22 protein-coding genes are annotated in these 24,544 nt (G+C 59.4%); 9 read left to right on the top strand and 13 right to left on the bottom strand.

Annotated features, from left to right (window positions below):
- Positions 1-2: 2 nt before the first annotated feature.
- The 4 genes from QCL65_RS01170 to QCL65_RS01185 all read left to right on the top strand — a co-directional run bounded on the left by QCL65_RS01170 (position 3) and on the right by QCL65_RS01185 (position 5,483).
- Positions 3-884 (top strand): endonuclease/exonuclease/phosphatase family protein, encoded by an 882-nt coding sequence (locus QCL65_RS01170; protein ID WP_407314087.1) that lies wholly within the window; start codon positions 3-5, stop codon positions 882-884.
- On the top strand, positions 881-2,950 hold the full coding sequence (locus tag QCL65_RS01175) for a diguanylate cyclase (RefSeq protein ID WP_407314089.1): 2,070 nt from the start codon (positions 881-883) through the stop codon (positions 2,948-2,950). The genes QCL65_RS01170 and QCL65_RS01175 overlap by 4 nt, the downstream gene beginning before the upstream one ends.
- A gap of 106 nt (positions 2,951-3,056) precedes the next feature.
- Complete coding sequence (locus tag QCL65_RS01180; protein ID WP_407314091.1) at positions 3,057-3,830, top strand: N-acetylmuramoyl-L-alanine amidase; 774 nt, start codon at positions 3,057-3,059, stop codon at positions 3,828-3,830.
- 60 nt (positions 3,831-3,890) lie between these two features.
- On the top strand, positions 3,891-5,483 hold the full coding sequence (locus tag QCL65_RS01185; RefSeq protein WP_407314093.1) for an EAL domain-containing protein: 1,593 nt from the start codon (positions 3,891-3,893) through the stop codon (positions 5,481-5,483).
- Here the strand turns inward: QCL65_RS01185 and QCL65_RS01190 are convergent.
- Positions 5,476-7,260 (bottom strand): ATP-binding protein, encoded by a 1,785-nt coding sequence (locus QCL65_RS01190; RefSeq protein ID WP_407314095.1) that lies wholly within the window; start codon positions 7,258-7,260, stop codon positions 5,476-5,478. The genes QCL65_RS01185 and QCL65_RS01190 overlap by 8 nt on opposite strands.
- Positions 7,257-8,603: a sigma-54-dependent response regulator transcription factor AlgB gene (algB, locus tag QCL65_RS01195; protein ID WP_407314097.1), complete on the bottom strand. Its 1,347-nt coding sequence runs from the start codon at positions 8,601-8,603 to the stop codon at positions 7,257-7,259. The genes QCL65_RS01190 and algB overlap by 4 nt, the downstream gene beginning before the upstream one ends.
- A 208-nt stretch (positions 8,604-8,811) precedes the next feature.
- Here algB and QCL65_RS01200 point away from each other — a divergent pair, with 208 nt between their 5' ends.
- The 5 genes from QCL65_RS01200 to QCL65_RS01220 all read left to right on the top strand — a co-directional run bounded on the left by QCL65_RS01200 (position 8,812) and on the right by QCL65_RS01220 (position 12,388).
- Positions 8,812-9,648 (top strand): BON domain-containing protein, encoded by an 837-nt coding sequence (locus tag QCL65_RS01200; RefSeq protein ID WP_407314099.1) that lies wholly within the window; start codon positions 8,812-8,814, stop codon positions 9,646-9,648.
- A gap of 247 nt (positions 9,649-9,895) precedes the next feature.
- Complete coding sequence (locus QCL65_RS01205; protein ID WP_407314101.1) at positions 9,896-10,117, top strand: hypothetical protein; 222 nt, start codon at positions 9,896-9,898, stop codon at positions 10,115-10,117.
- A 40-nt stretch (positions 10,118-10,157) separates the two neighbouring features.
- Positions 10,158-10,322 carry a DUF1328 domain-containing protein gene (locus QCL65_RS01210; RefSeq protein WP_407314103.1) on the top strand — a complete coding sequence of 55 codons (165 nt, stop codon included), beginning with the start codon at positions 10,158-10,160 and terminating at the stop codon, positions 10,320-10,322.
- A gap of 1 nt (position 10,323) precedes the next feature.
- Entirely contained in the window at positions 10,324-10,791 is a 468-nt protein-coding gene (locus QCL65_RS01215; protein ID WP_407314105.1) for an inhibitor of vertebrate lysozyme family protein, read from the top strand.
- 367 nt (positions 10,792-11,158) lie between these two features.
- Positions 11,159-12,388 (top strand): nucleoside recognition domain-containing protein, encoded by a 1,230-nt coding sequence (locus QCL65_RS01220; RefSeq protein ID WP_407314108.1) that lies wholly within the window; start codon positions 11,159-11,161, stop codon positions 12,386-12,388.
- Here QCL65_RS01220 and QCL65_RS01225 read toward each other — a convergent pair.
- From QCL65_RS01225 to QCL65_RS01275, 11 genes are all read right to left on the bottom strand, one after another.
- The gene (locus QCL65_RS01225; RefSeq protein WP_407314110.1) at positions 12,326-13,426 is read right to left on the bottom strand and encodes a DUF5924 family protein; all 1,101 of its coding nucleotides are present in this window, start codon (positions 13,424-13,426) and stop codon (positions 12,326-12,328) included. The genes QCL65_RS01220 and QCL65_RS01225 overlap by 63 nt on opposite strands.
- Positions 13,427-13,475: 49 nt before the next feature.
- Entirely contained in the window at positions 13,476-14,894 is a 1,419-nt protein-coding gene (locus tag QCL65_RS01230) for a M16 family metallopeptidase (RefSeq protein ID WP_407314112.1), read from the bottom strand.
- Positions 14,895-15,009: 115 nt separating this feature from the next.
- A complete protein-coding gene (locus QCL65_RS01235) occupies positions 15,010-16,656 on the bottom strand; it encodes a Na/Pi cotransporter family protein (RefSeq protein ID WP_407314114.1) in 1,647 nt (548 codons plus the stop codon).
- A gap of 198 nt (positions 16,657-16,854) precedes the next feature.
- Positions 16,855-17,604, bottom strand: coding sequence for a TerC family protein (locus QCL65_RS01240; protein ID WP_407314116.1), 750 nt, complete (start codon positions 17,602-17,604; stop codon positions 16,855-16,857).
- A gap of 113 nt (positions 17,605-17,717) precedes the next feature.
- Positions 17,718-19,025 (bottom strand): CitMHS family transporter, encoded by a 1,308-nt coding sequence (locus QCL65_RS01245; protein ID WP_407314118.1) that lies wholly within the window; start codon positions 19,023-19,025, stop codon positions 17,718-17,720.
- Positions 19,026-19,299: 274 nt separating this feature from the next.
- Complete coding sequence (locus QCL65_RS01250) at positions 19,300-21,258, bottom strand: DUF4105 domain-containing protein (protein ID WP_407314120.1); 1,959 nt, start codon at positions 21,256-21,258, stop codon at positions 19,300-19,302.
- Positions 21,255-21,575, bottom strand: coding sequence for a DUF2388 domain-containing protein (locus QCL65_RS01255; RefSeq protein WP_407314122.1), 321 nt, complete (start codon positions 21,573-21,575; stop codon positions 21,255-21,257). The genes QCL65_RS01250 and QCL65_RS01255 overlap by 4 nt, the downstream gene beginning before the upstream one ends.
- Positions 21,576-21,602: 27 nt before the next feature.
- Positions 21,603-21,896, bottom strand: a complete 294-nt coding sequence (locus QCL65_RS01260) for a DUF2388 domain-containing protein (RefSeq protein ID WP_407314124.1) — start codon at positions 21,894-21,896, stop codon at positions 21,603-21,605.
- A gap of 3 nt (positions 21,897-21,899) precedes the next feature.
- On the bottom strand, positions 21,900-22,217 hold the full coding sequence (locus QCL65_RS01265) for a DUF2388 domain-containing protein (RefSeq protein ID WP_407314126.1): 318 nt from the start codon (positions 22,215-22,217) through the stop codon (positions 21,900-21,902).
- Positions 22,218-22,482: 265 nt separating this feature from the next.
- Positions 22,483-22,698 carry a DUF1127 domain-containing protein gene (locus QCL65_RS01270; protein ID WP_407314128.1) on the bottom strand — a complete coding sequence of 72 codons (216 nt, stop codon included), beginning with the start codon at positions 22,696-22,698 and terminating at the stop codon, positions 22,483-22,485.
- A gap of 331 nt (positions 22,699-23,029) precedes the next feature.
- Complete coding sequence (locus QCL65_RS01275) at positions 23,030-24,523, bottom strand: acetyl-CoA hydrolase/transferase family protein (RefSeq protein WP_407314130.1); 1,494 nt, start codon at positions 24,521-24,523, stop codon at positions 23,030-23,032.
- Between the last annotated feature and the right edge of the window lie 21 nt (positions 24,524-24,544).

Consider the following 24,544-nt stretch of genomic DNA (forward strand, 5'->3'; position numbering starts at 1 on the left):
TTATGTTGCGGCGCTGGAGTTCCAAGCGAGGCGTTGGCCTGTGCGACGCGCGGGTCAATGAGCAGCATTTGCAGGCCAGTGGCTTGCCCAGCGATGGGCGGCTACGCCTGCTGAGCTTCAATATTCAGGTGGGCAATAGCACCGAGCGCTACCACCATTACCTGACCCGGGGCTGGCAACACGTGCTGCCCCACACCGGGCGGGCGGGCAATTTGCGCAAAATTGGTGACTTGCTCGCCGACTACGACCTGGTGGCGCTGCAGGAGGCCGACGGCGGTAGCCTGCGCTCGGGCTACGTCAACCAGGTCGAGCATCTTGCCCACCTTGGCGCGTTCCCTTACTGGTACCAACAACTCAACCGCAACCTTGGCAAGTTCGCTCAGCACAGTAACGGCGTACTTAGCCGCCTGCGGCCTTGGGCGATCGAAGACCATCCTTTGCCCGGCCCGCCTGGACGCGGCGCAATCCTCATGCGTTTCGGTGAGGGGCCAGAGGCCTTGGTGGTGGTCATGATGCATTTGTCGTTGGGCGCCAAGACCCGCAGCCTGCAACTGGGTTATATCCGTGAGCTCATCGGCGGTTACCGGCACCAGGTATTGATGGGTGATATGAACACCCACGCCAACGATTTGCTCGAGCACTCGCCGTTGCGCGACCTTGGCCTGCTAGCGCCGCAAGTGGAGGCCACCTTTCCAAGTTGGCGGCCGCAACGCTGCCTTGACCACATTTTGCTCAGCCCCACGCTGGCTTTGGAGCGCGTGGCGGTATTGGCCCAGGCGATTTCTGACCACTTGCCCGTGGCGGTGGAAATTCGGCTACCCGATAGCCTGAGGGGCGACACCCTGCCTGCGACCTTACCCCGTGCCGATGGACCCGCGACATGAGTGAAGACGCCGAGCGCTGGAAAGAAAAGTATCTCAAAGGCCTCGAACAGCAAGAGAAGCTCGAGCGTCGCTGGAATGCGCGCCTCGACTTGCTGCGCCGAGGGTTGGTCAGAAGTACGCTGGCGGCCGAGGGCTCCGATCGCGCGGTAGACCAGTGCATGAAAGAGATGCGCGAGGTCATTCGGACCGACGACATGGACGCCAAGCTGTCGGCCCTGTTGCCGCGCCTGGAAAAAGCCGTGCTCGACTCCGAGCAGCGCCGCGAAACCCGGGTCGAGCAGACCAGTACCGCGCTCAATGCCCTGATCACGCAATTGCAAAAGCTGCCGCTGCCCAGGCACGTATTACGACCGCTAAAAAAGTTTTCCAAGGAGGTCGAGGAGCGCTCGGCCCTGGCTCCGGAAATCCCCCTGTTGCTCAGCGAGCTCAGCAACCTTCAAGGCCAGGCACTGAACAATATTGAAGGGCTGGCGGACACCGACGCCCGCCCGGGCTTTTTCCAGCGCTTATTTGCTAGCCGTGAGCAGAGCCCCTCTGAACTGCCTGCGCCAGACCCAACCGTGGCTGCCCCCGACCTCGACGCCCCGCTTGACCAGGCGCCACCGACATCGACGCTGGCAGCCGCATTGCCGATTGAACCCGACAAGCCAGAGCCCGAGGCGCTGCCCCAGGCCCTACCAGCGGCCGAACCCATTGCCGTGGCACCGGCTCAGTCTAGCGTGCTGGCAGACACCGTCATTGAGCCCGAAGTTGCGCCCGCGCCGGCCGCTGGCGTGGCTGCTGAAACCCCCAGTGAGGCGCCGGCCGTTAGCTCTCAGGCTGCGCTCGAGCCGCATGACGAAGCCGCCCTGCTCCTGCCGTTCGAGCCAGTCAAAACCTCAGGCCTGCTTGCCCGCGAGGGTTTTCTCGATAGTCTGCCGTTGCCCGCGGCGATTGCTGAAGCCCTGGCCGCCATCGATCCTGACGCACCGGGCGAGGACATCCTCTACGCGCTCCCGACCTCCACTGAGCCGAGCTACAGTTCAGTCGCAACGCACATCGAGTCGACCCTGCTGGGGTTGCTCGATGAACTCAGGTTACCCGAGCAACACAAACCCCAGGCAGAATCCATGCGTGAGCGCTTGGAACATGGGCTGAACTGGTACGAGCTGCTGCCGATCCTCGACGATCTTGCGGTATTGACCCTGGCGATCAATACCGGCGGGCAAAGCGATTTCGAATCCTATCTCAAGCAATTGAACGAGCGCCTTGAGTCGTTTCACAGCAATCTACAGGCCGCCAGTGAGGGACACGAGGACAGCCGCAGTGCGGCCCGCGACCTGGACAGCCAGTTGCGTGAGCAAGTGGGTGGATTGCAGCACAGCATGAAGGCGGCGGCCGATGTGGAAGGCTTGAAGCAGATCCTCGAAGGCCGTTTGCAGGGCCTGCTTGGCACCATGGATCAGCATCGCCAGCAGCGTGATCAACGCGAACAAGAGATCGCCCAGCGCTTGCAAGGGCTGTCCGAGCGAGTCGCGAGCATGGAGCAAGAAGCCCATAGCCATCGCGAGCATTTGGAAGAGCAACGGCAGAAGGCCTTGATCGATCCTCTCACCGGGCTGCCCAACCGCGCGGCGTGGAGCGAGCGTCTGGATGAAGAGTTGATGCGCCGCCATGCCGCTGAGGTTGAGAGCGAGTTGCTGGTCGCCATGCTCGACCTTGATCACTTCAAAGCGATCAATGATTCATACGGGCACATGGCGGGCGATAAAGTGCTCAAAATCATTGCCGGCGAATTACGCAAACGGTTACGCCCGGAGGACTTCATCGCGCGCTTCGGCGGTGAAGAGTTTGTAGTATTGCTTCCGTCTACCACCACGGCAGTAGGGCTCGAGGTGCTCAATCACGTGCGCAGTGCTATCGAAGCCTGCCCTTTTCACTTCAAGGGCCAGCGCGTAACCATCACCGTGTCCATTGGCATGACGGCCTTCCGGGTGTCCGAGCGCATCGAGCTGTCGTTGAAACGGGCTGATGAGGCCCTCTATCGGGCCAAAGCAGCCGGGCGCAACCGGGTCGAGCAGAGCTGATACGGTCACTGACACCTAGCGAAACAGGCAGGTTGCCATATTGGCGCCCTAACGGCTCTGTCAGTACGTTATGCTGGTAGTTACTGCCATTTGACGTTGCTTTTTTATGAAATCCTTTTCTGTCGCCCTACTGCTGCTTCTGACCGGCTGTTCCACTGGCTTGGTGATCGACCGCAGCCATCCTTCGGTCAACCACGACAACCGCATTCAGTTTGTCGTCCTGCACTACACGTCGGCGTCTGAGCAGCGCTCCCTGGAGCTGCTGAGCCACGGCGAAGTCAGCAGCCACTACCTGATAGGCCTGCAGCCACCTACCGTGTACCAATTAGTGGATGAAAGCCAACGGGCCTGGCACGCCGGTGACAGTGAGTGGCAGGGCCGCACCTGGCTGAACTCAAGTTCCATTGGCATAGAAATCGTTAACCCGGGCTACAGCGATACGCCCAACGGGCGCGTGTGGTACCCCTATACCGAGGGGCAAATCCAGGCAGTGCTGGCGTTGCTGGCGGATGTGGTCAAGCGCAACGGTATCGAGCCGCGCAATATCGTTGGCCACAGCGACATCGCCCCTACCCGTAAGCTCGACCCCGGTCCATTATTTCCCTGGAAGCGCTTGGCCCAAGCCGGCTTTGGCGTATGGCCCGACGAGCAGGTGGTAGCCCGCGAACAGCTGCGTTTCGCTAGCAACCTGCCCTCTATCACTTGGTTTCAGCAGCAGCTGCTGCGCCTGGGCTATGCCACGCCACAAACTGGCGAGTTGGACACAGCCACCCGACACGTTCTCGCAGCATTCCAGATGCACTTCAGGCCCCAGCGTTTCGATGGCGAGCCCGACGCGCAAAGCGCGGCAATTCTGCAAACACTCAATACTGCGCGCTAACGGCTTCAGTTAATATCGGCCGGTTGGCCACTCCGCTGGTCACATCAAGGGAACGTTAGGATGCAATTGCTCGCTGCGCGCTGTCGCGATTTGCTTAACCGCCCCTGGGTGCTGGCGTCTTTGGTCGGGGTGGGCAGCGCTATCTTGCTGCTTAGCGCTTGTGTTGCATTGGTCATCCAGCAATCACGCTACGCCGAAAGCCAGCAGATGAACGCCAACGGTCAGCGTTTCATGCAGCGCCTGGCCCAAGTCTTCGGGCAGTTGCGCGAAGGTGTCGACCAGCTTGAGGCGCAGCCGTCGCGCACCTGCAACGCGGCCATGATCAAGGCCCTGCGCGAGGTGGGGTTCGGCAATCGCTTCATCTACGAGGCGGCATTCTCCGATGGTCGTCAGATATGCTCGGATCGGCCAGGTGGCACCGCAGAGTGGCCTACCCGAAAAGCTGACATTGAAGGGCAGGTCTACAGCTATTGGCTCAATACCACCACCCAACCGAACGATAATCTGGCTGCCTTGGTACTGGGCCGGGGCCCTTTTCGGGTGAGTACGTCGCGTGGGCACCTGACCGACGTTGTCGATCTGCCCCCCGGTGGCAGCCTGCTGGTGTTATTAGACCAGGGCCGCGTAGCGATTCCGGTGCTTGGCCCCGCCCAGCCATGGCCAGCGCTGCCGAGTGGGGCCAGTGACAGTGGCGAAGCGCTTTGGGTTATCGACGACCAGTTCATCTACCGCATGGCAACCCAGTTGCCAGATTTCCAACTGGCATTGATCGCGCCGCGCCCTAGTTGGCTGCCGGTGACTAATATGGGGCTGCGGCTATTGTTCCCGATCAGTGTGTTGATGGCTTTGTGCATTGGTTGGTTGACCCTGCAATCGATTCGCCAGCGGCGCTCCATCAATGGCGCGCTGCGCGGCGCGGTGCGAAGGGGCGAGTTACAAGTGCTGTATCAGCCGATCTTCGAGCTTAGTAGCCGCCGATGTGTCGGCGCCGAAGCCTTGGTGCGCTGGCGTCGACCTGATGGCAGTTTGACGAGCCCGGAGCTGTTTATCCCGTTGGCCGAAGACAGTGGGCAGATCCGCCAAATTACAGACTTCGTGCTGCAGCGCCTGCTCGAGCAAATGGGGCCCGTATTGCGCAGCCATCCCCACCTTTACATCTCGGTCAACCTGGCCGCGTGCGACGTGATGCTGCCGCGCATCGGCCGAGTCGTCACGCGCCTGCTGGCTCAACACGGGGTGGCCGCCGCGCAGATCGCGTTTGAAGTCACCGAGCGCGAGCTGATCGATGTGATCGCCGCGCGGGAAAACCTCCAGGCCTTGCGAGATGCCGGCCACCAGGTACTGATCGACGACTTCGGCACGGGTTACTGCAGCCTTGCGTACCTGCAAACATTGCCGGTCGACTGTTTGAAAATCGACAAGGCTTTTATCGACGCCCTCGGGCATGACGCCGAAAACAGCGGAGTAGCGCCGCACATCATTCGCATGGCCCATGCCCTGGAACTGCGGGTTATCGCCGAAGGGATCGAGCACGAGTCCCAGGCCCGGCTGTTAAGGCAGGAGGGTGTCGCCTACGGGCAAGGCTGGTTGTTCGCCCACCCGCTCAACGCCCGGCAATTTGGTGAGCTGGTCACCGGGGCGCACCTCAGATAGGCAGGGTCATGTAAAACTGGGTGCCCTGCCCTGGACGCGAATACACGCCAATACGCCCACCGTGTAGCTGGACGATCTCCTTGCACAGCGCCAGCCCCAGGCCGGCGCCGCCCTTTTTGCGCCCCACCTGGACGAAGGGCTCGAATATGCGCCCCTGCTGGCCGTAGGCAATACCTTCGCCGTTGTCTTCAACGCTGATGATGACCCGCTCTGCATGGCGCCGGGCCTGGAGGCGAATGCGGCCGTTTTCCGGGGTATGGCGCAGTGCATTGTCCAGCAGGTTATCCAGTACCCGTTCGAGCTGTCGCTCATCGGCATGGAGACGGGGCAGGTTGTCTTCACGGTCGATGCTCAGGTCAATGCCTTTGGCAAATGCCTGCCCTTTGAAGCGGTCTTGGGCTTGTTCCAGCAGGTCATCGATGACACAGGGGCCAAGGGTTAACTTCTGCAGACCGTTCTGGTAGCGGGAAAAATTCAGCAGGTCGTTGATCAGCTGCATCAAGCGCTGCATTTCTTCGTTGACGGTGCTCAGTAGGTCCGCTTCCCGGCTTTCTGGGGGGAAATGCACGCGCTCCTGCAGTAGACCGAAGGCCATGTGCATGCCCGTCACAGGCGTGCGTAGTTCGTGGGACGCGCGTAAAACGAATTCGCTGCGTACCCGTTCGAATGCTCTCTGCTCGGTCACATCATGCAGCACCATCACCGCGCCTAGGATCTGCCCGCCGGTTTGGTTGACTGGAGTCAAGCTGTAGGCAAGTAGGCGGGTTTCACCGTCGATCTCAAAGCTAAGGTCTTCGGGAGCACGCTCCAGGCTGCCACCACGCAGAATCAACTGCAGCTGTTCATCGAGGTCGGGGCGGTCCAGCGCCTCGCCCAGGCCCATCCCCAAACGCGGGTCTTCCCAACCCAATTGGCGCTGTGCCACTGGGTTCAAGTGTTCCAGGCGGCCTTGCTGATCAATCATCAACAGGCCATCGTCGATGCTGTCTAGCACGGACTGTAGGCGTTGGCGGCCGGCTAATAATTCATCGATGTTGGTTGCCTGATGCTCGCGTAACGCCTGGGCCATGCTGCCAAAGCGGCTGGACAACTGACTGAGTTCAGCCGCAGGAGATTGCGGCAGGTTGACGTCGAAGTTGCCCAGGCTGATTTTGTCAGCCGCCAGCGCCAGTGCTTCGATGGGCTCGCCAAAGCGCCGAGCGATGGCATGCGCAGTGAAAAAGCCGACAATCAGCACGGCTAAGCCTACTAGTCCGAGCAGGCTGGAGACCATCACGGCGCGGTCATGGGCTTCCTGTTCGGTGGTATTGATATTATCCAAGGCATCTTTGTAGCCCCTGATCAGGCTATTGCGCAGTTGGTCAAAGTGCGAGCGCAGCAGGGTATTGGCATTGAGCCCCAGCCCCTGGCTTTTGGTCTCGTTATAGGCCTGGAGAAAGTCGCGGTACTGGCCGTCGATGGCAGCGAAGCTCGACGTTTCGCCCGATTCGGCTTCGTGTCGCCGCGCATCGTCGATCAACTCTTGAAACTGCCGCTGGCTGGTCGCCATTTTTTCGTTGGGGGCGTCTTCCAGCATCATGACCAACTGGTCGCCCAGGTTCTGCCGCATTTTCAGGCCGATATCCAGGGCAACAAAGCTGTTGTGCAGGGTCGCTTCATGGTACCGGGCCATTTGCATCACACTGACCAAGCCCAGCAGCAGACCCAATAGGGCCACGGTAATCAGCGCCGATATGCTGAGAAACAGCCGGGTCCGAAGCTTCATGGCAAGCTTCATAGGTTGTACTGTTTACGTTTGCGGTACAGCGTCGAAGCATCGATCCCCAGTGTCCTGGCGGCTTGGTCCAGGGTTTCGCTGGTGGCTAACACCGCACCGATATGGGCCTTTTCCAGTTCATCCAGGCTCAACGCCGCGCCGATACGCGGGGCGTTGTTGACCGGCTGTTCGGCCATGCCCAAATGGGTGACTTCCACCTTTTCCTGAGGGCAAATGATGCTGGCGCGTTCGATCACGTTGCGCAGCTCACGGATATTACCCGGCCAGCGGTAGTTGAGCAGTGCACTGGTAGCCTCCTCGCTGAAGCCACGCGCCGGCCGCGCATACTCCTTGACGAAGCGCGCGAGAAACCGATCTGCCAGCGTCAGAATATCTTCACTGCGCTCGCGCAAAGGTGGCAGGTGCAGGGTGATGACGTTAAGGCGATACAGCAAGTCCTCACGGAAGCGGCCGTCGCGCACCATGTCTTCGAGGTTCAGGTTAGTTGCCGCCAGGATGCGCACATCGGCGCGACGGGTCACCGGGTCGCCGACGCGCTCGTATTCTTTATCTTGAATGAATCGAAGCAATTTTGGCTGTAAAGTAAGAGGAAAATCGCCGATCTCGTCAAGAAACAGCGTGCCGCCATCTGCTTGGTTGACGCGCCCGAGGGTGCTCTCGCTAGCGCCGGTAAAAGCGCCGCGACTATGCCCAAACAGTTCGCTTTCCATCAATTCGGCGGTCAGCGACGGGCAGTTGATGGTCACGCAGGACTTCTTCGCGCGTTTGCTCCAGCCGTGAATAGCCCGGGCCAACTCGCCTTTACCCGTACCGGACTCGCCCAGGATAAGGATGTTGGCGTCAGTATTGGCCACCTGCCGAGCAGTTTCGAGCACGACCATCATGGCCGGGCTATGGGAGTCCAAGCCATCCTTGGGCTTACGTACTTCGCCTTCCAGCGCTTCCAGGCGTGCGGACAATTGCCGTACTTCTAGCTGTTTTGCCGTAGCCAGGCGCAGCTGGTCGGGGCTGCAGGGTTTGACCAGGTAATCGGCGGCGCCCGCTTGAATCGCATCGACGGCGGTGTCGACCGCGGAGTGGGCGGTGACGATCACAACGCGCATCCATGGCGCCTGTACACGCATGTGGGCCAGGACGTCCAGGCCGTTGTCTTCGCCCAGGCGCAGGTCCAGAAAGCACAGGTCGAAGACCTGACGCTGCATCAATGTATCGGCTTGGCTGGCACTGTTGGCAGTGGCGACGCTATAGCCTTCGTCTTCCAGGCAATAACGGAAGGTGCGAAGGATCGCGGACTCATCGTCGACCAGAAGAATACGGCCTTGATGACCAGTGCCCGATTCCATTACCTGCGCTCCTTGTATGAAAGATGATGGTTAGTCCCGTAAAGATCGGGCAAGTTGCATGGTCGATTCTGAACCACGCAGCAAGTTATCGGGTAACTATTCCCCTTACACCAATCTAACCCATTGAAATGGGACACATTGGATTTTTTCTCCGAGCTAGCCCAGCATCGGCAGGGCTACTCGACTGACTAAACGCTAAGGAGACCTTATGCCTCGATTCAAACATTTTGCTTTGGCCGGTTTTTTCAGCCTGGCCCCGCTTGGTGCTGTCTGGGCGGACACTACCAGCGCTGAGCAATTGTCAGCAGCGCGGCAGGAAGGATCGATCTGGACGGCTTTTGCCCTAAATCGTCAGCTCAGCCCTTTCAACTTAAGCGTCAAGGTTGTGCAAGGTACTGCCACGCTTGAGGGCAAGGTTGAAAGCGAAGTCGACCGGGAATTGGCCGAACGCCTGGCGCTGAACATCCAAGGCGTCGACAAGGTCGACAACCGCTTGCTGCTCGATGCCGGCTTGGCTGAGCAATCACTGGCCCGGCAGGGCTTCGCTCAGCGAATCGACGACGCCACCCTGACAGCCACTATCAAGTCCAAGCTGTTGTGGAATGCCAGCACCCACGGGATGGCCACCGAAGTCACCACGCAAGACGGCGTAGTGACCCTCAAAGGCCAAGCCCAGACCGCCGACGCCAAGCAGTTGGCCGGGACGTTGGCCAGCAACACCGACGGCGTTTATGAGGTCAATAACCTGATTAGCTTGGGCGCTGCGGACACCGCCACCACGCGGGCCGAAACAGCCGCCAAGCAAACCGAAGAGGCAATCAGTGATGGTTGGATCACTAATAAGGTGAAAGCCAGTTTTATTCTGAGCCGTAACCTCGATGGGCTGAGCATCGACGTGACCACCAAGGACGGTATCGTGAGTCTGACCGGCACCGTGGTCAGCACCGAAGAGAAAAGCCTCGCGGTTGAAATGGCCCGTAGCATCCGGGGGGTAAGGGGAATCGACGCCGACCGGCTACGTGTCACGCGTAAGGCAACGGGTTGATCGTGCAAATCGCCCGAAGGAAATCTCCGCATCGTGCAGGATGCGCCTACCCGACATTGTTTGGATAAAGTAAGTTATTGATTAATAAGAATAAATTTGCCGGTAAAATTTGGCACGCCGGCTGCAATATCTAGGACATGAACCTATTGAATTGAATGCTGGTGTCGGGAGGGGTTACAGAATGAATCTTCAATCTATCGCTCGTGCGTACCCTTCCCCTCTTCAGGTCCGCCAAGGATTGTTTGCCATGCTGGCACTGCTGATCACCCTCTTAGCGTGCCAGCAGTACCTACGCTGGACTGCGGCTCCGGAGCTGATCGTGCATTCGCAACATCGCCCTGGGCCAAGTCTGGCCCACTTCAATGCTGCGGCCCCCGTTGGCACTGAGGTCAAAGGGATGAGCATGCATCAGGCTGGGGACGTTGTGGCTGACCAGCAGGCACCGCGTCAACCACGCTGGGTATTTTGATACAGCTGCACCTGAATCTAAAACGTAAAGGAGAAACATCATGCTGAGTTGGGCTGTTACATTCCTGATTATCGCCATTGTCGCTGCCGTATTGGGCTTCGGTGGTATCGCCGGCACCGCAGCAGGGATCGCCAAGATCCTGTTCGTTGTCTTCCTGGTACTGTTCGTTGCTTCGTTCTTCTTCGGTCGTCGCGGGCGAGGATAAGATGAAGAGCATGACCCTAAAGGCGTTAGCTGCGGCCGTTTTGATAAGCGCCAGCGCTCTATCTATGGCTGCGAATGATGGTGAAGTGAGGTCCAATGAGATCCTCAACTCTGCACCGGAGTACCGCGAAGCTTGGCAGGACGCAATCGCCAAGCAAGAACGGCTGCCCGAATGGGTCATGAACCTGAGTGGTGCGGGCCAGCCTCTGCAGACTGTCGAAGAAGACGGTGAACAGTATCTGGTCGGCCCTCTTTGCGAAACAGAGGAAAAATGCAAGACGTCACGGTTGATCGTGGCCTTTAGTTGGGACAAAGACGACGCCTATGGCGTACTTGTAGATGTTCCCGCAGCGTTGCCTGAAGGCAAGACGCCTTCCAGCCATGCGACGTACAAGTGGCTAGGCAAGCCCGACGAAGGGATGCAAGCGATGCTCAAAGAGCAACTAAGCAAAACCCAAGGTTGGTATTAACCCGTATTTACTGAGAAGACGAACCACTTCGCGGGTTCTGCTTCTACGTGCTGCGCTGCCTGATGAAGGCAGTCGCATGACCAGGGGGCTGGGCTGTTCTGACTGTTTCAGGGTCGGAGCGGGCTAGGGGTACAGTGAGTACCCCCGATGAGGGCCGGGTCAGGCAAGCTGCAACGCAAGCCCGGTATACAATATAGGCGATTGGCCACCGGGCTTGCGCAGGGCTTATCCGTTGCCCACGACCCCTCGATTACCTCCCTTCTTACGACGCTTTGCTTCAAACGAATAATCTTGAGCTGAATTTTTACTGCCCCTGCCTAGTGTGCACCGCTATCATTCGCGGCATTGCTCATAGGGGGACGGACTAATGCTCAACGGCCTGTGGCTTGGCTTTTTCGTAGTGGCGGCAATTTCAGCGTTCGGCCAATGGCTGATCGGCGGCAACGCGGGGGTATTCTCCGCCATGGTGGAAAGTATCTTCGCCATGGCCAAGCTGTCGGTTGAGGTGATGGTACTGCTGTTTGGCACTCTGACCCTCTGGCTGGGGTTTCTCAAGATTGCCGAAAAGGCTGGCATTGTCGATTGGCTGGCCAAGGTACTAGGGCCGCTGTTCGCGCGCTTGATGCCTGAAGTCCCGCCTGGCCATCCGGCCCTGGGCCTGATCACCCTGAACTTCGCGGCCAATGGCCTCGGGTTGGACAACGCCGCCACTCCTATCGGCCTCAAGGCAATGCGCGCGCTTCAGGAACTGAACCCCAGCAGTACATCCGCTAGCAACGCCCAGATACTTTTTCTTGTGCTCAATGCGTCTTCCCTCACACTGTTGCCGGTATCGATCTTTATGTACCGCGCCCAGCAAGGCGCAATAGACCCGACCTTAGTGTTCTTGCCCATTTTGCTGGCCACCAGCGCAGGGACCCTGGTGGGCCTTTTGGCCGTAGCCTTCATGCAGCGCCTGAAGCTGTGGGACCCGGTGGTGCTGGCCTACCTGATCCCTGGGGCGCTGTTGCTCGGTGGCTTTATGGCTTTCCTCGCCACCTTATCGGCGACAGCGCTGGCCGGGCTTTCATCGATTCTGGGCAACCTCACCTTATTCGGCTTGATCATGCTATTTCTGGTGTTAGGCGCCATCAAGAAGGTCAAAGTCTACGAAACCTTCGTAGAGGGCGCTAAAGAAGGCTTTGACGTTGCCAAGAGCCTGCTGCCCTATCTGGTCGCCATGCTCTGTGCAGTGGGTGTGCTGCGCGCGTCGGGTGCATTGGAGTTGGGCTTGGACGGTATTCGGCATTGTGTGGAGTGGCTTGGCTGGGACACCCGCTTTGTCGATGCCCTGCCCACGGCGTTGGTTAAGCCCTTCTCCGGCAGCGCGGCCCGCGCAATGCTAATCGAGACCATGCAGTCCCATGGCGTCGACAGCTTCCCTGCCCTGGTGGCCGCGACGATTCAAGGCAGCACCGAAACTACCTTCTATGTATTGGCCGTGTACTTTGGCGCCGTGGGTATCCAGCGCGCTCGGCATGCCGTGGGCTGTGCGCTATTGGCCGACTTCGCCGGTGTGGTCGCGGCTATTCTGGTCTGCTACTGGTTCTTTGGGTGATTGCGCAGCGGGCGCTGCGCCGTCCGCTGTCACCTTGAAGCGCAGCACCCCGACGATCTGCCCGTCCTCAGTGAGAATCCGCACTTGCCAGCGGCCAACCGGGTCGGCGGGGAAGTTACGTTTGTGGGTCCAGGCCCGGTAGCCTTCCTTACGCCCGCCGTGGATATCCAGGGCGATGCGGTCGACCTCGTTGCCGTTGTGTTGCCATACGTGATAAATGCGCTCGTCCAAGCCACGGGGTGCGTTGATAGCCGTGTAAGCATACAAACCGCTGTTGCGCACCTGGCTGGCGCTGACTTCCTTGACACTCTCGCCATGGGTGCGCGCGGCGCCATCGAGTTCGGTCGTTACGGCCACTTCGGTTAGCCATAGGGTCGCCGGCGGCACCCAGGAGCGCAGCACCCAGCCGCCCCCACCAATAGCCGCGGTCATCAGCACCAGGGACACGGCCCGGCGCCAATGATTGATCGGAAAGCTCACCGCCAGGCTCGGAAACGACAACAGCATGGCCGTGCCCAACGCCAGCTTGAAGCTCTCGTCTGTGGTCAGGTGGAGGATGATGGGCAAGGCGGTCAACATGACCGCGAACAGCGCCAGCGTATGCATGGCCATAAACAGCAAGCGTCGCGGTGCTACCCACTTGTAGTACAGGGGGTCAATGATCGATACCAGGCCGGCCAGGGTGAGCAAACCGGTAAAGATCGCCTGGCCACTGTTCCAGGTAGTGGTGATATAAAAAAAAGGTAATACAAAGAACAGACTTTCCTGGTGGATCATCTGCGTGGCGTAGCGCAAAAGGGGGGCGGGGATCTCTCGCTTGAACACCTTACTGAAAAGTTGGGTGAAAGTGTTCTCCAGCATCAGCCAGATCCAGGTCACCAGCATCACCACGGCGATCCAGCTGGCCAGCCCGGCTTGGCGGTCGACCAATATAAAGCTGCCGATACCGGACACGAAGCCACCGATGGCGATCAAGCCCGGGTAGCGTTTCATCAGCTCGATAAGGCGCTGAAGCAAGCGCTGGATGGTATAGCGCATTAGTTGGGTTCACACCTTGAGCAAAAATGGCTGACAGGATACCGCCTCATCACCGCACGCGCCGACGCTTTCGAAGCAATCTCAGCAGCCCCGCCAGCAGCGCTACCAGTACGATAGCCACGAAGGCCAGCGGCACCAGTTGGTCGTAGGCGAGCCACGGTTTTTCGATGCGCAGGTAGTTGCGCGAACCGAGCAGGTGCCGCAATACCTGGTTGCTCTCCTCCAGAGTCACCTGACGCAGGCCCTGGGCCGGGTCGGCAAAACGCCCGTCGGCATAGTCCACCATGGCGCCCCAGTAATAGTCGGCCAGTGCACTATTGCCTTGTGCGGCCCAGGCCTGGCGTGCGAGCGCCAGTTGTTTCAGACGGTTGAACGTCGTGGGGTCCAAACCCTCCCGGTTGAGCCGCTCGAACAGCGCCGTCAGTACCTGTTTGGCTTGCTCGACGTCAGCGTGATCGAGGTCGGCGTTCAAGCTCATCAAGCCACTGTCGCCATAGGACTCGCGCTGAACATAGGGGCCGTAGGACAAGCCGTGCTGGAGCCGCAGGTCGTTGTAGAGCGCCCAGTCCAGGTAGCTTTGCAGCAGGTCGAGGGTTTGCGGGTTTTCGGTCTCCAGCACCGGTTCCACAAAGAACCAGTGCAGCCTTGCGCCGTCACCCAGCCAACCGCGCCTTAGGGTGCGTTCATGTTTGGCCTCTTGCGAGAGGCTCAGCAGCGCTTGATGCTCGGAGGGCTCCACGGCTTCGAGGCTCCCCCAAGTGCGCTCCAGATAGGCCGGTAGCAACTTGTCCAGGCCGCCCACCACAATCAGGCTCATATTGTTGGGGGCGTACCAGTGCTGGCGTACCTGCTCCACTTGGTCCAAGGTCAAGGCTTCGGCCGTTGCAGGCTCCGCGCATTTGAGCCCCAGCTCTCTAGCCAACTGGCTGCCTGCGCCCTGCCCCTGGTTGGGCCGGTCGAGTAGCTTTTGCAAATGAGTGTAGTGGCCGCCGTCTTCGCGCTCGACGATGCGCCGGGACGTTTCCAGGGCTTTTTCATCCAGGCGCGTGTGGGTCACGACCTTGAGTAGCAGGTCGAGGACTTTGCGTTGATTGCGCGCAGGCGCTTCGATCACGAAGGTGGTGTCGGCGTTGCTGGTATAGGCGTTCCATTCGCCGCCCAAGGCCTGCATCTTCGCCTCGAGGCCGCCCTCGCCGGTGTCGTCGACGCCACTGAAGAGTAAGTGCTCCAACAGATGGGGCAACTCTTGGTCGGCACAGGAAAAATCGTCGAAGCCCACCCCAACTACTAAGCGGATAGCCACATGACTGCGCTCGTCGCCTGGTTTGAGGATCAGTTGCAGGCCATTGGGCAACAGATAGCCTTCAACCTGGAAACGGTCCAACGCAAAGGCGGGACACGCCAGCAAGAGTAAGGCACTTAGCGACCAACTCAGTGCGCGCCGCCTCCTGGCAGCCGGTCGGCGCATGGATGGCTTCGTATGGCAAAGCGTTGCACCGGCGCATAGCGGCATTGATTCATCCTGTTCAAAACAGCCTTGTCAGGGAACAGACTTCAAGGGGGCCGGTACGTTCAAGCCAGGTCTAGTTGTCCTGCACTTTTTCCGGCAACAGCGCACCAGTATCGGCGTGCTCGAGCACTACATAGGCGCTGCTGCAGAACAACGAATTCAGGCGCTTCATGTCGGCGATCAACTCCAAATGCAGGGAGCTGGTCTCGATGCTTTGCACCACTTTCAGTTGCAGGCGGCTCACGTGGGCGTGGGCCAAGCGACGCTCGTGGGCGCGGAAGCGGCGCTTCTCCCGCAGCAGCTGCCGCGCGCTTTCAGGGTCACCACTGAGAAAAACCGACAGCCCCAAGCGCAAGTTAGCCATGAGTTGGCTGTGTAAACTGGCCAATTCGTCTAATCCCACTTCAGAAAAGGATCGGCGCTGGGCGGTTTTCTGTTGTTGGATCTTGCGCAACATGCGCTCGATCACATCGCTGGCCAGCTTTAAGTTGATCGCCAGCTCGATAATCTCCGCCCAGCGTCGACTGTCTTGTTCACCGAGGTCTTCACGTGGCATCTGTGCCAGGTAGAGCTTGATCGAACTGTATAACGCCTCGGCATCATCACTGCGCTCGCGCAGTTCTTGGGCGACGGCTGTGTGGGTGCCGCGCAGCACGCCAAGCATCGAATTGAGCATGCTGTCGATGATGTCGCCCACGCGCAGGGTTTCCCGTACCGCGTTGGCCAAGGCCAGGCTGGGTGTATCCAGGGCGGAGGGGTCGAGGTGGCGCGATTTCGCCCGGCCGCCGGCTTCGGGCCGTTCGGGCAATAGCCAGGCACACAGACGAGCCATCGGCCCCACGGTGGGCAGTAGCACGACGCAACGCAGGGAGTTGTAGAGCAGGTGAAAGCCGATGACCAGGCTCTGTACATCAAGGTTCAGGGTGTCGAGCCAATGGGCCAGCGGGTCGAGCACCGGGATGATCAACACCAGCCCGAGCAGCTTGTACAGCAGGCTGCCCAGCGCAACCTGGCGGCCGGCGGTGTTCTGCATATTGGTCGAAATAAACGCCAGTAGGCCGCTGCCGATATTGGCCCCTACTACCAGGCCGATGGCGACAGGCAAGCTGATCACGCCGGCTTCGGCCAGGGTCGCGGTCAGCAGCACTGCAGCCAGGCTGGAGTAAGAGATCATGGCAAACAGTGCGCCGACCAGAGCGTCGAGCAAGATATCGCCAGTGAGCGAGGCGAACAGCACCTTGACGCCTTGGGCTTGGGTGATAGGGGCGGCGGCCTCGACTATCAACTGCAAGGCCAGCACGATCAGGCCCAGGCCAATACTGACCCGGCCCATTTGCCCGGCGCGAGTCTGTTTTCGCGACAGGAAAAACACCACGCCGAGGAAGATCAATAAGGGCGACAACCACGACAGATCGAGCGTCAACACCCGTGACATCAAGGCAGTGCCGACGTCCGCACCCAGCATGATCGCCAGCGCGGGCGTCAGCGCCATCAAGCCCTGGCCAACGAACGAAGTGGTGAGCATGGCCGTGGCGTTGCTGCTCTGGACCACCGCCGTGACCAGGATGCCGGCAATAAAGGCCAGCGGGCGCTTGGACATATTCTGGCTAAGCAGGCGCCGTAGGGCCGTGCCGAAGACGCGCAGGATCCCGGTTCGAACGATGTGCGTGCCCCAGATCAACAAGGCGACGGCAGAAAGCAGATTGAGCAGGGTGAGCATGTGTCAGGGCCCCCTGGCGAAGCCCCATAGGGCTGATGGAGAGTGAAGCGCTTTCACGCATGGTTGGGCTGGCAGGCTTTGCCAGCATCGCATAGGAAAAGACGTCACTGACACAAAAGTGTCACATTTGCATCGGCTATTTTCTTTATCAAGTAGCCGAAATGCCGCCGGGAGGAGCCGGCGGCGGCGCGTTAGGCGTTATTCTGCCTCGGCTTGCTGGTCTTCTTTGCGTTTCTTCGACATCGAGGTGCGCATCTTGATATTGATGGCTTCCACGGCCAGCGAGAACGCCATGGCGAAGTACACGTAGCCTTTTGGTACATGGACATCGAACGCTTCGGCAATCAGTACGGTACCGACCACCAGCAGGAACGACAGCGCGAGCATCTTCAGCGAAGGGTGCTGGTCGATAAAGCGGCTGATAGTGCCCGAAGCGATCATCATCACGATGACTGCGACGATAATGGCCGCGACCATAACCGGTACGTGGGACACCATGCCCACTGCGGTGATCACCGAGTCCAGGGAGAACACGATGTCGATGATCGCGATCTGGATAATGGTATAGATGAAGTTGCCGCCCTTGCCCGACGGCGAGTCGCCGCCTTCTTCTTCACCTTCCATACCGTGGTAGATCTCTTGCGAGCTTTTCCAGAGCAGGAACAGGCCACCGAAGAACAGAATAAGGTCGCGTCCGGAAATACCCTGGCCGAAGACCTGGAACAAATCGTTGGTCAGTTGCATGACCCAAGTAATCGACAGCAACAGCAAGATACGCGTAACCATGGCCAGGGCCAGGCCGAAAATCCGGGTGCGCGCCTGCATGTGCTTGGGCATGCGGCTGACCAGGATAGAGATCATGATGATGTTGTCGATGCCCAGCACGATCTCAAGTGCGGTCAGGGTAAAAAATGCAATCCAGATTTCCGGATTGGTTAGCCATTCCATGTTTGTACCTTCACGTCATTCGATTAATGAATCTAGCAGAGCTGTTATGACTACGCCGGCGAGTGTGTAGGCACATCGCCGGCGTGGTCAGCTGCTACGGTAGCGGCGCAGTCTTACAGACTGCTCACCAATGGAAAGATCCCCATCAGCAAGGCAGCGACCAGTATGCACAGGCACACCAGAATCGCCCACTTCAAGGTGAAGCGCTGGTGGTCCCCGAACTCGATGCCGGCCAGTGCCACCAGCAGGTAGGTGGACGGTACCAAGGGGCTTAGCAGGTGTACGGGCTGACCGACGATGGACGCACGGGCCATTTCAACTGGCGTAATGCCGTAGTGGCTGGCGGCTTCAGCGAGCACTGGCAATACACCATAGTAGAACGCATCGTTCGACATGAAAAAGGTGAACGGCATGCTCACCAGCGCGGTGATCACCGCCATGTACGGGCCCAGCGCTTCGGGGATGACCGCCAGGAGGCTTTTGGACATCGCATCGACCATACCTGTACCGGTTAGGATACCGGTGAAAATGCCTGCTGCGAAGATCAACCCGACCACAGCCAGTACGCTGCCGGCGTGCGCTGCAACGCGGTCTTTCTGGGCTTGCAGGCACGGGTAGTTAACGATCATGGCGATACTGAACGCGATCATGAACAGCACCGGCAGAGGCAACAGGCCCATGATCAAGGTCACCATCAAAACAGCGGTCAGGGCGGCGTTGAACCAGATCAGCTTAGGACGGCGAGCCTCTGGGAACTGCGAAACGCTGATTTCACTGTGGTCCACTTCGTCGCCAGGCAGGCTCAGGGTGCCAAGGCGAGCGCGCTCACGTTTGCCGTACATGTAGGCAATCGCCAGGATCGCCACGACGCCGGCCAGCATGGCGGGGATCATCGGGACGAAAATGTCCGAGGGGTCCACGTGCAAGGCACTGGCGGCTCGGGCGGTCGGGCCACCCCAGGGGGTCATGTTCATGACGCCACCGGCGAGAATGATCAGGCCAGCCATGATCCGCGGGCTCATGCCCAGTCGGCTGTACATCGGCAGCATCGCTGCCACGCAGATCATGTAGGTCGTGGCGCCGTCACCGTCGAGGGAGACCACCAGAGCCAGCACTGCGGTGCCCACCGAAACCTTAAGTGGGTCGCCTTTGACCAGCTTGAGGATCTTGCGCACTGCCGGGTCGAACAGACCGGAGTCGATCATCAGTGCAAAGTACAGAATGGCGAACATCAACATGACGCCAGTGGGCGCCAATTTGGTGATGCCTTCGAGCATCATGGGGCCGATCTTCGGTGCGAAACCGCCGAACAGCGCGAACAGGATGGGCACAATGATCAGAGCGATCAGCGCAGACAGGCGCTTGGTCATGATCAAGAACATGAAGGTGATGACCATGGCGAAGCCAAGGAAAGTCAGCATAGCGATACTCCAGACGTGGCGCGGCTAGGGGACGTTGATCCGGTTGGGTCAGCGTTGGGCGGCGTGGTTTTGGAGTATCGAGGGCACAGCGATGCAAGCACGGAAGGTAGGGAACATCAGAATCACCATTGTTGTTGTTAACTGGGCCGAGCGGCATGGGTTCATGCGCTAGGCTGACCGGTCTATTGCCGGCGGTGAGCTGATCCTAAGGGTGAAAGCTTTCAGCCAGCTTTCGCTGGCTGAAACTGGATGAGTGGTTACTTTTTAATCGGCATTACAGATTCAGCCCGCCGGCGGCTTTGTGCAGTTCGCGTAGGTGCTCGCCGATTTGCTTGAGGTTGGCTTCGCTGGCGGCAATTTGCGCCGCGCGCTCTGGGGTGAGTAACGCGCGCACTTCCTTGTCCAGGTCGCCGGTCAGACGCAAGAGCTGCTCCTGACGCTGGCTGCTTTCAGACTGCAATCGTTGCCACTCGCTGGCTTGGGGCAGACCATAACCCCCGCTGTCCAGCAACTCGGCTGGACGGCTTAAGAAGCCGCTCTGGGCGAGGATGGCCTGTAAGGTTTTATTGGCATTGGCGACGCTGGCCTGATGGTTTTCGCGAGCGCCCAAGTAAGCCTGCTTGACTTCGTCCTGAGCCAGCAGCAACTGGCGCCTGAAACCTGCCTGCTCCAGCAGCAATAGCGCCGCACTGCTACGCAGGTCCGCCTTGGCAAACCATGGGCGGCGTTCTGCGGGGGTTTGCTCCATCCACTGTTCAACGGTGTCTTGGGGCACGTTCAAGTTCTTTTTGAGGACCAGAAACATCGCCTGGTAGCGGTCGCGATAGGAATCGAAGCGGTAACCCAGGCGCAGGGCCTCTTTGGGGTCGTCAAGCACACTGCCATCGGCCAGGCCTCGGGCTTCAAGAACCTCCAGCAGCCCGTTGGGCAGGATGCTGTCGAGCCCAACCAAGCGTGGGTCCTGGGTGCCACTGCGCAACAGTTTTAGGTTCTCGACCGCACAGTTGTTCGACAGGAAGTAGTAGCTGCCATCGTAGCTCCAATGCATCTCGGCGGCATGGCGAACCAGGTTTTCGATTTCCGTGCGGTCCAGTTTCAGCGGCACGGACGCCAGGCTGCGCAACTCCGTTTTGGTGTATTCGTCGATGACTTGGGCCAGCGGTAATACGAACAAGCGCGATGGGTACTCGCCCATCAACCCGCCCCACGTTGACAGCTGTACATCATTGACGAAGGCCCGGTAAGACAGCACTAAATGCTGATCGAGGTCGAGCCTGCAATCGGGCCCCCGGGGGCGGCCCGGTGCGCAAATTACCAGGCGCAACATGCTGTGGCCCCAGCGGCTCACCCAATTCTGGTTGGCCTCGGCAAGCAGGTAATCGACTGAGTACACGCGCTCAGGGTCGATTTCGCCCAGGGGCGTTTTACCGAAGTCGTTACCGGCATTCAGAAAAGGCAACGTTTGCCGGCAGGCGTCGGGGTTGCTCGGCGCCCAGTTGAAGTGCGCTCGGTAATAGTCGTAAAGGGCGGGTCGCCGGCAGCGGTAGCTAGGGTCAAGGAGGAAGTACTCCATGTTCACCGCTACGAATTCTTTTGGGCTGCTGGTCTCGTAGAGGTCCGGGCTGCGTACCACCTGGCGGTTTTGCTCTTCACGCTGGCCACGACGGCCGACATATTGAGGCCAACCGGCGAGGTCGAGCAGGCGCGGATCGTCGCTGAGGGTAAAGCGCCGGGCGTTCTGACCACGGCATTGGTCGGGCAGGCCGACCTCGCCACGGCTGGCCGCCTGGCGGCTGCAGCGGCTGATCAAGGTACGCTCGGCGCCCTGCCAGAGGCGCGCGCGGTCATAAATATGGGTGAGTTCGTGTAGAACAGTGGCCAATAGCTCAACTCGGACCGTACCGTGGGGGCGGTTGGTGCGGGTAACCGCTGCGCTGCCATCGGTCAGGCTGGCGAGCAAGTTGATGTTCAGGTCCAGGCTGGACACCAGGGAAGCTTGGCCATAAGCGTTCTTAGGCATCTGGTCGGTCCAGCCGACCGTGATACGCCTATCCAACTGTTCGATAAAGCTGGGTGGTAGCGCGCCCATGGCATCATCGAGCAGCGTTTGCGAGGCCTGCACCTGCGCTGGGCTGAGGCCTCGGGTGTCGAGTTGCAACTGCAAGGCAGCTAGCGCGGGAAACCCCGCCAGTAGCAGCGCCCAGCCTGCCAACCAGGCGCGCCATCGCCTCACAGTGCGAGAATGGCTTCAGCTAAGGTTTGGTCGCTGGCAGTGCGAGCTTGGGGGACGCGTTCACGCAGGGTGGCGAACGCAGCGTTCAGCTGTGCACCATGAATGTCGCCATTGCTGGCCACGTAGCTGGCCGCATCATCTTTAGCTTGCTGCACCACTTTGGAGTCGCGAATGGATGTGGTGGTGTCGGACGTGAAGTCGATGGTCCGGCCGAAGGCTCGCACGATGATATTACTGGTGGCCACAACAGTTTGGGCTTGGGCCATGTCGGCCAACAGGAACAGGCCGAGGGTGGCGGCAATCAGCGGGGTACGCATGAAACATCTCCATAAATTCAAAAGTGACTATTTGACGAGAATTGCCTGTGCCAGTTCAAGGTCGCTGGCGCGAAGTTTTGCCTGGCTTTGCCGCAGATAAACCAGGGCCGATTCCAGGCGCGCGAAGCGCAACTCGCCGCCACTGGCTACGAAGGCGGCGGCGTCATCCTGGGCGGCAGTCACCAGCTTGTTGTCGAATGGAGCGGTCGTCAACTGGCTGGTCACGTACCCGGTCACGACCAAGCCCTGGGTCGTGGTATCGAAGGCGTGGGCGGAGGGTAGCCACGCCAGGGCGAGTACGAGCGTAACGCTAAGGCGCATGGCTTATAAAGCCAGTATCGCTTGTGCGAGCTGGGTGTCAGATGCCTGCAGCTGCGGTGCTTGTTGGCGGATGTGGGCCAGCGCGCTTTCCAGCTTCACCCCGCGGATATCCCCGTCGCTGGCCACAAAGCTGGCGGCGTCGTCGCGAGCGGCGCGTACGATCTTGTTGTCGCGCAGGGATGAGGTTGCATCTGAGGTGGCATCGGTAGTGGCGGCCAGGGCGCCGACGATCGAGTCGGTGGTCACGACGAAACTGGTGGCCTGGGCAGTGCAGGTTAGTGCCAATAGCAGCGAAGCGCCTAGGAGGCGAAGGGCGAGCATGATGGGTCTCCAAGCATTCATAGATAGTTTCGTGAACGTTACGGGTTTCAACGACTCAGGGCCAGAGTTGCGCGCCATTTGTAGCGGGTAACCAGAGGGAAAGCGGAACTGTACCTATGATTGCCAACTATTTCCAAACTGTTTTGTTGCAGCAGATGAATACTTGAGACAATGAAAAACCCGTTGGCAGTGAACTGCGCAACGGGTTTTTTTAAGAATGCTTGCTGGCGAGAAGGCTCATAGCCCAGGGCCAGCGGTACCGCAATCAGCGCCAGAAAGGCTTGCTCAGCTCTTCTTGGCGTTGAGCTTCGCTGATGCCGGCGTCAGCCAGAAGGCGACCGTCCAGGCGAGCGAGTTGATGGCGGCTGGCAATGCGGCGCTGCCACAACATCAGGTTAGCGAGGGCGCGCAGAACGAACGACGAGCTGGTTTTGGCGCGAGTGTCTTGGAAGAGCAGGTCGGAACTGAGTGTACGTTCCATGATTTACGTCCTTCCGCTTGTGGCGGGCTTGAGGAGTGGTTAAGCAAGTAGGGTTATCTGGTGCCCATGATGCTCCTCCCGCCCACGCGGCTCCATATACAGTTCAACTGTATTGTGAGGGTTCAGTTAACTGTTTGAGGCGACTGTTTTGCTCAAAAAAGAGGCAACTGTACTGGCTTGCACCTATTCGGTGCGTTTTGCGTGATTTGAAGGGTGCGGAGCGCTGAGAAGACAGTTTTTTGACCTGTACAGTAGTACAGTTTGAGATGGCTTTGCTTTTTTGACGCTCGCAAGCGAGCGTGCTGGCTCGCTTGCATTGAACTGTAATGCATTACTCGGCCAGCATGCTACCGCTTTCTTCAAGGTTGATGTGCCAGGCCAGTGCGTCGCGCAGTACATGCGGGGTGTGCCCGCCTTTCGCGCAAGCGGCCGCGAAGTAGCCATTAAGGGCGTCGCGGTAGGCGGGGTGAACACACCGGTCAATGATGACCCGCGCGCGTTCCCGGGGCGCCAACCCGCGTAAGTCTGCCAGGCCCTGTTCGGTGACCAAGATATCTACATCGTGCTCGGTATGATCGACATGGCTCACCATCGGTACGATGCTGGAGATCGCCCCGCCCTTGGCGATTGATTTAGTGACGAAGATGGCCAAATGCGCATTGCGCGAGAAATCCCCCGAACCGCCGATGCCGTTCATCATGCGCGTGCCGCCGATGTGGGTGGAGTTGACGTTCCCGTAGATATCGAACTCCAGCGCCGTATTGATGCCAATGACCCCCAGCCGGCGAATCACTTCGGGGTGGTTGGAGATTTCCTGGGGGCGTAGCAACAGCTTGGGTTTGTAACGGGCGAAGTCGCCGAAAACCTGGGCATGTTTCGCTGCGCTGAGCGTTATCGAGCTCGCTGAAGCGAAACTCAGCAGCCCCGCATCGAACAGGTCGAAGGTGGAGTCCTGCAATACCTCGGAGTACATGGTCAGGTCATGGAAAGGTGAGCCAATCAGCCCGTGCATCACGGCATTGGCAATGTTGCCGATGCCGGCCTGCAGGGGCATCAGGCGATGGGTCAGGCGGTTTTCCCGCACTTCACTCTTGAAGAACTCGACCAAGTGATCGGCGATGGCTTGGGTTTCGATGTCGGGGGGCGATACCGTAGAAGGCGAGTCGGGCTGGTTGCTGATGACGATCCCGACGATTTTGCTCGGGTCGATCTGCACCGCCTGGCTGCCGATCCGCGTGTCAGCCTTGAGCACGGGAATGGGTAGTCGTGTGGGGCGATAGCTAGGTATATAGATGTCGTGCAACCCTTCGAGCTCAAGGGGTTGTGCCAGGTTGATCTCGACGATCACCTGTTGGGCGAGGATGGCGAAACTGGCCGAGTTGCCCACGGATGTGCTGAGCACCAGATGCCCTTCCTCGGTAATGGCCACGCATTCGATCACCGCCAGGTCCACGGCTTTTATCTGGCGGTTGCGTAACAATTCAACCGTGTCAGACAAGTGCTGGTCGATAAACATCACCGTGCCGTCATTAATGGCCTTGCGCAGTGTGCTGTCGACCTGAAAGGGCATGCGGCGCGATAGCACCCCTGCTTCGGTCAGCTGTTTGTCCAGGTCATTACCCAGGCTGGCGCCGGTCATCAGGCTGATTTTCAGAGGTGTCTGCAAAGCCCGTTCGGCCAGCGCATGGGGCACAGCCTTGGCTTCACCCGCGCGGGTGAAGCCGCTCATTCCAACGGTCATACCGTCTTGGATAAGGGCTGCCGCTTCGGCGGCGCTGATTATTTTGCTGTGCAGGGATGGCAGGCGAATACGGTCACGGTACATAAGCAGTCTCAAGCGACGGAA

It is taken from the genome of Pseudomonas sp. nanlin1 (genome assembly GCF_045571515.1).
Taxonomy (GTDB): Bacteria; Pseudomonadota; Gammaproteobacteria; order Pseudomonadales; family Pseudomonadaceae; genus Aquipseudomonas.

What these genes read in the sequence shown, in the direction of transcription:
- QCL65_RS01170 (WP_407314087.1), top strand. Translation starts at nt 3, where the DNA reads ATGTTGCGGCGCTGGAGTTCCAAGCGAGGCGTTGGCCTGTGCGACGCG.
- QCL65_RS01175 (WP_407314089.1), top strand. Translation starts at nt 881, where the DNA reads ATGAGTGAAGACGCCGAGCGCTGGAAAGAAAAGTATCTCAAAGGCCTC.
- QCL65_RS01180 (WP_407314091.1), top strand. Translation starts at nt 3,057, where the DNA reads ATGAAATCCTTTTCTGTCGCCCTACTGCTGCTTCTGACCGGCTGTTCC.
- QCL65_RS01185 (WP_407314093.1), top strand. Translation starts at nt 3,891, where the DNA reads ATGCAATTGCTCGCTGCGCGCTGTCGCGATTTGCTTAACCGCCCCTGG.
- QCL65_RS01190 (WP_407314095.1), bottom strand. Translation starts at nt 7,260, where the DNA reads ATGAAGCTTGCCATGAAGCTTCGGACCCGGCTGTTTCTCAGCATATCG.
- algB (WP_407314097.1), bottom strand. Translation starts at nt 8,603, where the DNA reads ATGGAATCGGGCACTGGTCATCAAGGCCGTATTCTTCTGGTCGACGAT.
- QCL65_RS01200 (WP_407314099.1), top strand. Translation starts at nt 8,812, where the DNA reads ATGCCTCGATTCAAACATTTTGCTTTGGCCGGTTTTTTCAGCCTGGCC.
- QCL65_RS01205 (WP_407314101.1), top strand. Translation starts at nt 9,896, where the DNA reads ATGCTGGCACTGCTGATCACCCTCTTAGCGTGCCAGCAGTACCTACGC.
- QCL65_RS01210 (WP_407314103.1), top strand. Translation starts at nt 10,158, where the DNA reads ATGCTGAGTTGGGCTGTTACATTCCTGATTATCGCCATTGTCGCTGCC.
- QCL65_RS01215 (WP_407314105.1), top strand. Translation starts at nt 10,324, where the DNA reads ATGAAGAGCATGACCCTAAAGGCGTTAGCTGCGGCCGTTTTGATAAGC.
- QCL65_RS01220 (WP_407314108.1), top strand. Translation starts at nt 11,159, where the DNA reads ATGCTCAACGGCCTGTGGCTTGGCTTTTTCGTAGTGGCGGCAATTTCA.
- QCL65_RS01225 (WP_407314110.1), bottom strand. Translation starts at nt 13,426, where the DNA reads ATGCGCTATACCATCCAGCGCTTGCTTCAGCGCCTTATCGAGCTGATG.
- QCL65_RS01230 (WP_407314112.1), bottom strand. Translation starts at nt 14,894, where the DNA reads ATGCGCCGACCGGCTGCCAGGAGGCGGCGCGCACTGAGTTGGTCGCTA.
- QCL65_RS01235 (WP_407314114.1), bottom strand. Translation starts at nt 16,656, where the DNA reads ATGCTCACCCTGCTCAATCTGCTTTCTGCCGTCGCCTTGTTGATCTGG.
- QCL65_RS01240 (WP_407314116.1), bottom strand. Translation starts at nt 17,604, where the DNA reads ATGGAATGGCTAACCAATCCGGAAATCTGGATTGCATTTTTTACCCTG.
- QCL65_RS01245 (WP_407314118.1), bottom strand. Translation starts at nt 19,025, where the DNA reads ATGCTGACTTTCCTTGGCTTCGCCATGGTCATCACCTTCATGTTCTTG.
- QCL65_RS01255 (WP_407314122.1), bottom strand. Translation starts at nt 21,575, where the DNA reads ATGCGTACCCCGCTGATTGCCGCCACCCTCGGCCTGTTCCTGTTGGCC.
- QCL65_RS01260 (WP_407314124.1), bottom strand. Translation starts at nt 21,896, where the DNA reads ATGCGCCTTAGCGTTACGCTCGTACTCGCCCTGGCGTGGCTACCCTCC.
- QCL65_RS01265 (WP_407314126.1), bottom strand. Translation starts at nt 22,217, where the DNA reads ATGCTCGCCCTTCGCCTCCTAGGCGCTTCGCTGCTATTGGCACTAACC.
- QCL65_RS01270 (WP_407314128.1), bottom strand. Translation starts at nt 22,698, where the DNA reads ATGGAACGTACACTCAGTTCCGACCTGCTCTTCCAAGACACTCGCGCC.
- QCL65_RS01275 (WP_407314130.1), bottom strand. Translation starts at nt 24,523, where the DNA reads ATGTACCGTGACCGTATTCGCCTGCCATCCCTGCACAGCAAAATAATC.